4 protein-coding genes are annotated in these 1,539 nt (G+C 39.0%); all 4 read right to left on the bottom strand.

Annotated features, from left to right (window positions below; genetic code table 11):
• Window positions 1–676, bottom strand: a 676-nt coding sequence (locus ACY65O_RS10065) for a biotin/lipoyl-containing protein (protein WP_462220723.1), incomplete at its 3' end; no start/stop codon positions are given.
• A 66-nt stretch (window positions 677–742) separates the two neighbouring features.
• Complete coding sequence (locus ACY65O_RS10060; protein ID WP_462220722.1) at window positions 743–1,009, bottom strand: type II toxin-antitoxin system RelE family toxin; 267 nt, start codon at window positions 1,007–1,009, stop codon at window positions 743–745.
• On the bottom strand, window positions 1,006–1,203 hold the full coding sequence (locus ACY65O_RS10055; protein WP_462220721.1) for a hypothetical protein: 198 nt from the start codon (window positions 1,201–1,203) through the stop codon (window positions 1,006–1,008). Before ACY65O_RS10055 ends, ACY65O_RS10060 begins: the two co-directional genes overlap by 4 nt.
• Window positions 1,204–1,227: 24 nt before the next feature.
• On the bottom strand, window positions 1,228–1,539 hold a 312-nt coding region (locus ACY65O_RS10050; protein ID WP_462220720.1), incomplete at its 5' end, for a CinA family protein.

Genomic DNA, 1,539 nt, shown 5'->3' with positions numbered 1-1,539 from the left:
GCTTGCGCATACGGTCCATTTCAATTACTTCTACATTGCCAGTGAAAACTGTTGGGGGTTGATATACGGGTTGATCGTTTCTGGTTGTTCGTTGTTCGTTGTTGGTTGTTATCAATTGTGCCGTAGGCTGAACATTTGCAGCTTGCGGTTTGTAGCCTGTACCTGATGCTTTTCCTTCTACGAAGGCTAAAATATCTTTCTTGCTTACCCTGCCGTCCTGCCCGGTGCCGGGTATATTTTCCAGCTCGGCCATACTAATGCCTTCCTGCTGTGCAATGTTTAATACAAGCGGGGAGTAAAAGCGTATTTTGGTAGTTTGTGGTTGGTTGTTTGTGGTTTGTGGTTGGTAGGGAATTTCTTCCACCACTTTAGCTTCTTCGTACTGCGGCTGTGGTGCAGGTGCTGCAGGCTGGTTATTTGAAACGGCGGCATTGGCGCCCACACGTATTTTTGCAATTACGGTACCAATGGGTACCACATCATTTTCATTAAATAAAACGCTTTCAATTACACCTTCGGCTGTAGAGGGTACTTCACTATCCACTTTATCGGTGGCAATGTCTAAAACAGTTTCGTCCTGCTTAACAGTGTCGCCGGGTTTTTTGTGCCACTTTAAAATGGTGGCTTCCATAATGCTTTCGCCAAGCTTTGGCATAACTAAATCTACTACACTCATAAAATAGTTTGTGTGTTAACAATCGTTGTACTGGCAAGGCAAAAGTAAGTAAAAAACGATAAGTTGTCAGGGGAAGTATTTGTAAATATCTTTTCGGTGATCGATGGCGGCAAACTCAAAACTGTCCTTATTAAAATAAATCCCAATTCTGTAATCACCGGTTCTTATTCTGTAATAATTATTGTGCCCTTTTAGTTTTTTTAAATTCTTAATTTCTGATAATGTTTGTGCTTTTTCTGCTTCATCAATTATAAGTATAATCTCTTTTGCAAGTACAGGGTTGTTTAATTTAGACACCTGTTTTAAAAACTTTTTTGTAAATGCAAGGTTCATTTTTTAAGGGCTTTTAAAACCTTTTCTTTTGAAGTGTATCCCGATTTTAAACCTCCCTTAATACTTTGTGCAAGAAACAGATCTTCAATATCGGCTGCCGAAATTCTTTTAGAGCGTAAGCCCATTTCTTCACTAAGCTTTAGCAAGAGGGCAGTTTTCTTTTTGGATTTTGTTTCTACAACTATAGCTTCCATAATGTCAAATTTTATCAAATTTAATCAATTCTCCATAATAAACTGCCGCAATAAATTTAATGCTGTAACTGTAGTTAACTGTATATTTCTTGCCCTGTCGAAACGAAAAAAAACTTTTTGTGCTTCAATTTTTTCTTTGCTGCCCACAGCTATCCATGCAGTGCCCACAGGTTTTTCGGGCAGGCCGCCACCAGGGCCCATAATGCCGCTTACTGCAATTACATAATTGGATTTAATATTTTGCAAAGCGCCTTTGGCCATTTCGGTTACCACTTCTTCACTCACAGCACCTTTGGTTAATAAAGTTTGATGATTAACATTTAACAGATCTTCTTT

The sequence above is a fragment of the Ferruginibacter sp. genome (assembly GCF_031430955.1).
Classification (GTDB): domain Bacteria; phylum Bacteroidota; class Bacteroidia; order Chitinophagales; family Chitinophagaceae; genus Ferruginibacter.
This window is presented reverse-complemented; position numbering and strand designations above follow the sequence as displayed.